Origin of the sequence: Vibrio sp. R-1 (genome assembly GCF_035615595.1) — a bacterium.
Taxonomy (GTDB): Bacteria; Pseudomonadota; Gammaproteobacteria; order Enterobacterales; family Vibrionaceae; genus Vibrio; species Vibrio cholerae.
Window position 1 is genome coordinate 1 of record NZ_WPDC01000120.1, and the last position, 7,519, is coordinate 7,519.

7 protein-coding genes are annotated in these 7,519 nt (G+C 50.7%); 1 reads left to right on the forward strand and 6 read right to left on the reverse strand.

The window, feature by feature from the left end; all coding sequences use genetic code 11:
* Positions 1–33: 33 nt before the first annotated feature.
* From GOU96_RS16190 to GOU96_RS16205, 4 genes are all read right to left on the reverse strand, one after another.
* Entirely contained in the window at positions 34–1,227 is a 1,194-nt protein-coding gene (locus tag GOU96_RS16190) for a DEAD/DEAH box helicase (protein WP_258503706.1), read from the reverse strand.
* A 167-nt stretch (positions 1,228–1,394) separates the two neighbouring features.
* Entirely contained in the window at positions 1,395–1,709 is a 315-nt protein-coding gene (locus GOU96_RS16195; protein WP_000312391.1) for a DMT family transporter, read from the reverse strand.
* Between the two features lie 145 nt (positions 1,710–1,854).
* The gene (locus GOU96_RS16200) at positions 1,855–3,369 is read right to left on the reverse strand and encodes a cryptochrome/deoxyribodipyrimidine photo-lyase family protein (RefSeq protein WP_267782684.1); all 1,515 of its coding nucleotides are present in this window, start codon (positions 3,367–3,369) and stop codon (positions 1,855–1,857) included.
* A 155-nt stretch (positions 3,370–3,524) separates the two neighbouring features.
* Positions 3,525–4,931: an MDR family MFS transporter gene (locus GOU96_RS16205; protein ID WP_118089795.1), complete on the reverse strand. Its 1,407-nt coding sequence runs from the start codon at positions 4,929–4,931 to the stop codon at positions 3,525–3,527.
* An 86-nt stretch (positions 4,932–5,017) separates the two neighbouring features.
* On the opposite strand from GOU96_RS16205, the gene GOU96_RS16210 reads away from it, so the two are divergent.
* The gene (locus tag GOU96_RS16210) at positions 5,018–5,968 is read left to right on the forward strand and encodes a LysR family transcriptional regulator (protein WP_042989568.1); all 951 of its coding nucleotides are present in this window, start codon (positions 5,018–5,020) and stop codon (positions 5,966–5,968) included.
* On the opposite strand, the gene GOU96_RS16215 is transcribed toward GOU96_RS16210, so the two are convergent.
* Positions 5,946–6,125, reverse strand: a complete 180-nt coding sequence (locus GOU96_RS16215; RefSeq protein ID WP_057554484.1) for a DUF2256 domain-containing protein — start codon at positions 6,123–6,125, stop codon at positions 5,946–5,948. The genes GOU96_RS16210 and GOU96_RS16215 overlap by 23 nt on opposite strands.
* Before the next feature lie 234 nt (positions 6,126–6,359).
* Complete coding sequence (locus GOU96_RS16220; protein WP_001887245.1) at positions 6,360–7,376, reverse strand: lipoate--protein ligase; 1,017 nt, start codon at positions 7,374–7,376, stop codon at positions 6,360–6,362.
* Between the last annotated feature and the right edge of the window lie 143 nt (positions 7,377–7,519).

The following is a 7,519-nucleotide window of genomic DNA, read 5'->3' on the forward strand; positions in this document are numbered from 1 at the left end:
GGGAAATTCCCGGCTTTTTCTGAAGTGTTCGTATTAATCTTGCGCCGCACGCTTGTGTTTGGGCACATAGTTCAAAATCGAAATCGGCACGGGCTTTTTCGGCTCAAAGCCTTCTACCACGCGACGCTCAATCAAATGGCCTAAGCGGCTTTCAATCATGCACAGATTTTTGAAGTTGTCTTTTGAGACAAACGAAATGGCTTCGCCGACAGCCTCTGCGCGCCCTGTTCGACCGATCCGGTGGACATATTCATCGGCTGGGAAAGGTAAATCGTAGTTCACTACGCGTGATAGCTGGTCAATATCAATGCCGCGAGCTGCGACACCTGTTGCGACCAAGTATTTGATTTTTCCTGACTTAAAATCTTCAAGCAGTTGGGCGCGAATGGCTTGGCTACGGCCACTATGAAACGCTTCCGCATGGATGCCCCGCTTTTCAAGTTGAGAAACAAGCTTGGCTGCACCATGTTTGGTTTCAATAAAAATCAATGCCTGATCCCACTGCTGCTCATTGATTAAATGGCTCAACAATGCGGATTTGGTGTCTTTATCGACGGTGATCAGCCATTGGCTGATATTGCTTTTTGAGGCTTGGTTGGCGGCGATACTGATTTCATGCGGATCGCGTACTGCGGTTTTCGCTAACTCACGTACTTTACGTGACAGTGTCGCGGAAAAAAGCAGAAACTGTACTTCACTCGGCAGGCAGTCAATGATTTTGTTGATCGACTCAATAAAACCCATATCCAGCATGCGGTCGGCTTCGTCAAGCACCACCATTTCTATCTCTTCGAAATAGACGGCGCGTTGCCCATAGAGATCCATCAAACGCCCCGGTGTAGCCACCAGCACATCCACGCCATCAATCAAGCGCTGCTTCTGTGCTTGTTCATCGACGCCACCAAACACCGCAAGGCTCTTTAAGCCCGTGTCTTTGCCGTATTGTTCTACTTTTTCCGCCACTTGCATCGCAAGCTCGCGGGTTGGTACTAAAATCAAGGCGCGGATACGTTTTTTACGTTGCGTTTGCCCTTGGCGCAGTTTTTCCAAAATAGGCAGGACGAAACTGGCGGTTTTACCCGTGCCTGTTTGCGCAGCGGCAATCAGATCACGTCCCTGCAAAATCACTGGAATCGCTTGGGTTTGAATATGGGTCGGTTTTTGGTAACCAAGTTGCGCTACGGTTTGTACCAGAACGTCACTTAATCCAAGTTGAAAAAAAGACATAAATAGACTCTAAATCGATAATAAACAGGCTGACTGGAAAGATGCAGCCTAAAATGTTGCGCTGATTCTAACATCAAGCGCGTCTCCACAATGCAGTATTTTCTGACTCCTGCTGAAACAACGTTGAGCATCAGCTGCAAAAAGAAAGAGCATGCGGCGAAAACAGACTAAGAGGCGAGCTTGAGCCCTGCGATACCGATAACGATTAAGGCTAAGCTCATCAGTTTAAACAAGCTCACCGCTTCCCCGAATAGCAAGATCCCCATGACTGCGGTACCTACTGCGCCAATTCCCACCCAAATGCCGTAAGCCACGCCAAGAGGCAGAGTGCGCAACGCGATCCCAAGTAACACAAAACTAATGACCAGCGCCGATAAGGTAGCGACAGAAGCCAGCGGTTTGCTAAAACCTTCACTGTATTTGAGGCCAATAGCCCAAGCGATTTCACAAATACCGGCGAGAAAGAGGATTAACCACGCCATATATACACCTCATATATGGGGTCGTCCCCGAAGAAAAGATGGAGCGGTGAGGTCGTCCTCACTTCCTGATGTGCCGCTAAGACTAGCAAAGCTTACGGGGCTTGGCTAGCTTGGCTTGGCGCGATGCAAAACTCGCAAAGCCGTGTTAATCCATCTCCGGTTGACGCTTGTTGGGTTGTCGCGGCGAAGTTCTCGGTTTAGCTTGCCGCACATGGCGCGCGAGGATACGCATCGCTTCGGCTTGTACCGCAGGCAGTTTCTGCCACTGCCATAAGCGATCCCGTGCTTGCTTGGCACTGGCTTCCAAATCCATCACCGGCTTGAGGTAAGGGCTCTCAAGCGGTACTTGATACATCTGCGCTTCAAGCGGTGTCATCAGCCAGGGTTCAAAGAGCAGCGGTACAGGCACTTGCGCCAACTCTGGCACCCATTTGTGAATAAAATGCCCTTCACTGTCATGCTCTTGTGCTTGCTTGGTCGGGTTATAAATGCGGATGGTGTTGATGCCCGTTACCCCTGCTTGCATTTGAAACTGCGGGTAATGAATGCCCGGTTCAAAATCGAGAAACAGTTGCGCCAAATAAGTCACGCCCGCTCGCCAATCGACATTCATATGATGAGTTAACACGCTCACCAACATCGCGCGCATACGAAAGTTGAGGTATCCGGTTTGAATTAAGCAGCGCATACAGGCATCGACCAGTGGAATGCCAGTGTGCCCGGTTTGCCAAGCGGCTAACTGCGCGGCGGGGGCTTGGCTTGATAGCTGTAAGAGTGAGTCATAAGCGCGGTTGACGCAGCGAAACTCCATCTCACATTCTGATTCAAATTTTTGGATAAAGTGACAGTGCCAATGCAGACGTGATGAAAGCGCAATCAGGCTGCGGCGAAATCCCGCTACCGACCAGTGTTTGAGCAAGGTTTGATACATCTCCCGCAGTGAGATATTTCCCCACGCAAGATAAGGCGACATCCGCGAGCACGCGTGGCGCGCTAAGCTTGGACTTGATATGGAGCGGTAATACTCTCGCCCTCGACGCGCGAAAAAATCCTCCAGCGTCGCCCACGCCATATCACTGCCGCCAGTTTGCATGCCCGCTTGTTTACTCTGCCATGTGGCAGGGATATCGCTGCGCAAACCAAGCGCTGCGGCATCCAGCCTCAACCAATTGGCGCGTGTTAAATCAGGATCGCAGCAAGGGGAGCGCATCACTTGCTGCCAATGCTCATCCCAATTTTTACGCGTTTGCGCCCCGCGGATCACGGCGGCATAAGGAAATTCATGCCAGACGATGTCGTGTTGCTGGCTCCACTGTGCCAGCGCAAGATCGCGCTGAAAAGTGCAGGCTAAACCGACTTCTTGATGAGAATAAATCGCCTCAATGGCGTAGCGCTCAGCAAGACGTGAAAAGCAGGTTTGCCAATCGGATGTGACGATCAACACCTCCCCTTTGCTCTGCGCCAAATCACGATTGATGGCTTGCAATGATTGCCACACAAAGCGCCAGTGTCGTTCGCTGTAATGCGCATCGCCAAGCAGCATTGGCTCAAACAGGTAGAGTAATAACGTCGGTCTCCCCGAAGTTAACGCCGCTTGTAATGGCGCGTGATCGGTCAGCCTTAGGTCGCGTTTGAGCCATACCAGATTGATCTTTTCCATACTCTTTCCTTGTTTTCTCTGCCGCTTGTACGCGACAGGAGAGGAAAAGATCGCTCCCGTGTTCTATCTATCGCCTCGCTTTCTATTACCTCACTTTCTGTCTATTACCGAGTTTTCTATTTATCACCTTATTTTCTATTGAACAAAGAGAGAGGCTAGTGCCCTTTCAGCGCATCTTTACGTAGACGCCAAGCGGTCAGTACCATCGCCACCACCGCCAACGCACTCATGCCGATGTACACCAAACTAAAACCTTGAGCGAGCACGTCAGGCGTTACTGATGAGGCTTGGCTGCCATGCTCACTTACCGTGACACTTTGCGGCACACGCAGATAAAACAGCGCAGAACAGAACGCCACCCCGAGCGCGCCACCAAGCTCACGGCCAAAGTTAAACAGTGACATGCCAATACCCCGATCACGGGCAGGTAACACACTCTGTACCACCACATTAAGAGAAGGCAGAGTAAAACCAAGCCCAAGGCCGCCAATACCTAGCGAGAGATGAACCCACAAATCGTAGTGAATCTGCCAGATGGCGACGGCAGCAAGCAGAAAACCGCTCACCACCAGCGCTTTGTATCGCCCTGAGCGAGCCACCCATTTGCCACCAAGATAAGCCCCTGTGGTGATACTGAACATGAAAATCACCATCACGGTGCCACTTTGCGACGGTGAAAAGCCTTTCTGCCACTGCAATTGCAGCGGCATATAAACCAAAAGCGCGAACATTAACATTTGTGAGGCCATGATTAGACCAATCGCGGTCAGGTAACTGGGTAAGCGTGCCAAACGCGCAGGCAAAATCGGGTCACTCACCTGTCTTTCCACAAGGATTAACAGCACCAAGCAGAGTAACAGAGCAAAGGCTCCCCACCCCGCAGGCAAAAAGGAGTGTGAGGAAAGCTGAAGCAGCAACAAAGTGGTGGTGAGCATTAAAAGCCCAGCGCCCAGCCAGTCAAATCGGCTGTGGCGTTTTTGGTTAAGGTGTTTAAGATGGCGGTTGACCATATACAGAGCCACCATTCCCAGCGGTAAATTAATGCCAAACACCCAGCGCCAACTGAGATGGTCGGCAAAATAGCCGCCCAATAAAGGGCCAGCGACACTGGAAACCGCATACACCGCCGAAATATAGCCTTGATATTTGCCGACTTCACGCGCCGGAATGGAATCGGCAATCACGGTGAACGCCAAAGCAATCAAACCGCCGCCGCCAATTCCCTGCACCACTCGCGCCCCAATCAGGGTTGGTAAGTCAACGGCAAAGGTACACATCGCTGAGCCAACAATAAAAATGCCGATGCTAATATTGAGCATGCGTACACGCCCAAACAGATCGCTCAATTTGCCATACACAGGCAATACGGCTGTGGCGGCGAGTAAGTAGGCGGTGATCACCCAAGTTAAGGCGCTTCCCGCCGAGAGATCTTGCCCAATCAAGGCCAGCGGTGTAGTCACTATGCTTTTTTCTAGTGAACCAAGGGCAATCACTAGCGCAACGCTAGCAAAAATAATTCGCGGATGAGGGGCATCGGCAGCGGGAATAGGATCGGAATGCATGTGCTCTCTTTCAAGATAAAGTCAAAGGGAATGGATTTGCTGTGGCACAAGATAACCAAATCACAGCCATCCGAAAATAGGATAGAATGGGACGCGAAATTGCAAAAATGGGATTAATCATGAAACTTGATGATTTGGCGCTGTTTTTAACCGTGGTGCGTTGTGGCAGTTTTGCCTTAGCAGCGAAACAGAAATCGATGTCCACCAGCACATTGAGCCGCCGTATTCAGCAACTTGAACAAGATACGGGCAGCATTTTGCTGATCCGCAACAGTAAAGAGTTGGTACTGACCAAAGAAGGTGAACAGCTATTTCACAGCTACGCCGAGCTGTTTGCTCAAATAGAGCGCAAACAAGAAGAGGTCGAGCAAGCGAAGCGAGATTACCGCGGCGAAATCGCGATAAGTGCACCCGTGTTACCTCTGCGCCACCAATTAACCCCTTTGGCGCTGGAGTTTGCCGAGCTGCATCCGAATGTCACACTGCGCATGCAAGTTGGCTCAGGGCTCGACTATTTCAGCCAGCGGGATCTGGATATCGCGCTGCGTTTTGGCCCTCAGCCGGAGTCCGACTGGGTAGCGCGTAAACTGGCGCGTAACCCTTCCGTACTCTGTGCCAGTGCTGAGCTTGCTGCCAAACTCAGCACAGTAACGCCTGCCTTAGCGCATCCCGAGCAGTTAAAAGAGCATCCCCTACTCAGTCTCAACCACAAGCTGCCGTGGATTTTTCATCACCACAACGTCGCGCAAAAAGTGCAATTTATTCCGACGGCGCGTTTGTGCTCCGACGAATTGGATACGATAGTGCAAGCCACCTTGCAAGGCATGGGCATAGCGCGCTTACCAAGAGGATTAATGGAGCCACTCCTGCGTAGCGGTCAGCTCATCGAGCTGCTCCCAGAGTGGGAAATCGAAGGCGCAGATGTGTATCTACTCCATCCGCAGCGCCGTTTTTTGCCTGAGCGCACTCAAGCCCTGATTGATTACATCATGACGCACTGGTCACGAGTGGCATTCAGTTATTGGCATCAGCCTTAACAGCACCAAGCGACTGTGATGAACGATGACGCCGGCAGCGCTCCGAACAATATTTGACTTGATCCCAACACTGCTGCCATTTTTTACGCCAAGCAAAAGGGCGCTGACAGACAGGACAGATTTTCTGCGCCAAATAGGCTTTTTTATGCGAAGTCACCCTACACCGAGTATCACATCAGTTATTCAATTTGAAGATATACGAACGTTGCGTCTGATTGGCTCACCGCTTGTTATGATTTGGGAATCGTAAGAGAGAGCAAAAGAGAACAAGAAAGAAATCAGGGCAACATACTTTGTGAATACGCTTGGTGAGCCCCTCCTCTGAGTGAGGAGGGAATCGAGAATAGGGAATGATAAATAGGATCGCGGTTAAAAGACGTGTCGGAGAGGCTCAATCAATCTGGTTGATGAACCAGCGCTGAAACTCTTCTAGAGGTAATTGGTATTGTGGCAATTCCTGCATCAATTGGGCAAGGCACGGTTCAAGCGCCGTTTTGTTGTAGGTGAGCCCGCTTAAACGCAGCGCCAATTGCTCCATCGGATAAGGGTCCAGCATGTCGCTGAAAATCGTGGCTTGCACAATCGTGCCGCGCTCAACTTCAAGATACACCTCGACGCCACCCCAGCTAAATCGTTCATCCATGTGGTGAGTAAAAGGTGGCGTTTGTCCGAAGTTCCAATCCCAACTGCTTTGCTGAGCGAATTTTTGCTCAAATCCCGGCAAATCAAAAAACGACTGCGGCGAGATCAACTCAGGCTCAACCTGCTGTTGGTAATATTCGCAATAAGCTTGCATGATCGCTTCACACACTTGTTGGTGCTCAATATCCGCTTTTACCGTGTTGAGGTTGATAACTCGCGATTTCACCGAGGTAATGCCTTTCGCTTGCAGCTTTTTAAGATCGGGATTGAGGTAATCGGCTAAACGGTTGAGATCGGCACTCAGCAGCAGCGTGCCGTGGTGAAATCCGCGATCCAGCGTTTCGCGATAAGCAGAACCGGAAAACTTACGAATACCCTGTTCATCCTCCAGTACCAGATCATTGCGCCCGTTGGCGACCCCATGAATCCCCAACTTTTGCAGCCCTGCCAACACAATCTTGGTTGAGACCTCTTTATCGTACTCCGGTTTACCCGCCATAAAGGTGAAGTTGGTATTGCCCAAATCATGGAAAACTGCCCCGCCCCCAGTCTGACGACGTGCGAGTTTCACTTTGTCCTGCTCCATACGATCCGTTTTGCATTCGCGCCACGGGTTTTGCGCACGACCAATCACGACGGTATCGGCGTTACGCCACAAAAACAGCACACGTTGATCGGCGGGCATAGAACGAAAAATCGTGTCTTCGACGGCGAGATTAAACCAAGGGTCCGTAGAATCAGAAAGCAGAATGCGAGTCTTAGTCATGGTTGTTGCGTACCAAGCAATAGAAAAGATGCACCATGTTACGCAATTCTGCGCAGATAGCCAAACCCCTTGGTTTCAATAAATTCGCCACACAAAAAAGCCTTCCGAAGAAGGCTTAAGATCATCAGCGAAAACAGACCTGT

Excerpts from the sequence above, each read along its gene's own strand:
- GOU96_RS16190 (WP_258503706.1), bottom strand. The coding sequence starts at position 1,227 with ATGTCTTTTTTTCAACTTGGATTAAGTGACGTTCTGGTACAAACCGTA.
- GOU96_RS16195 (WP_000312391.1), bottom strand. The coding sequence starts at position 1,709 with ATGGCGTGGTTAATCCTCTTTCTCGCCGGTATTTGTGAAATCGCTTGG.
- GOU96_RS16200 (WP_267782684.1), bottom strand. The coding sequence starts at position 3,369 with ATGGAAAAGATCAATCTGGTATGGCTCAAACGCGACCTAAGGCTGACC.
- GOU96_RS16205 (WP_118089795.1), bottom strand. The coding sequence starts at position 4,931 with ATGCATTCCGATCCTATTCCCGCTGCCGATGCCCCTCATCCGCGAATT.
- GOU96_RS16210 (WP_042989568.1), top strand. The coding sequence starts at position 5,018 with ATGGGACGCGAAATTGCAAAAATGGGATTAATCATGAAACTTGATGAT.
- GOU96_RS16220 (WP_001887245.1), bottom strand. The coding sequence starts at position 7,376 with ATGACTAAGACTCGCATTCTGCTTTCTGATTCTACGGACCCTTGGTTT.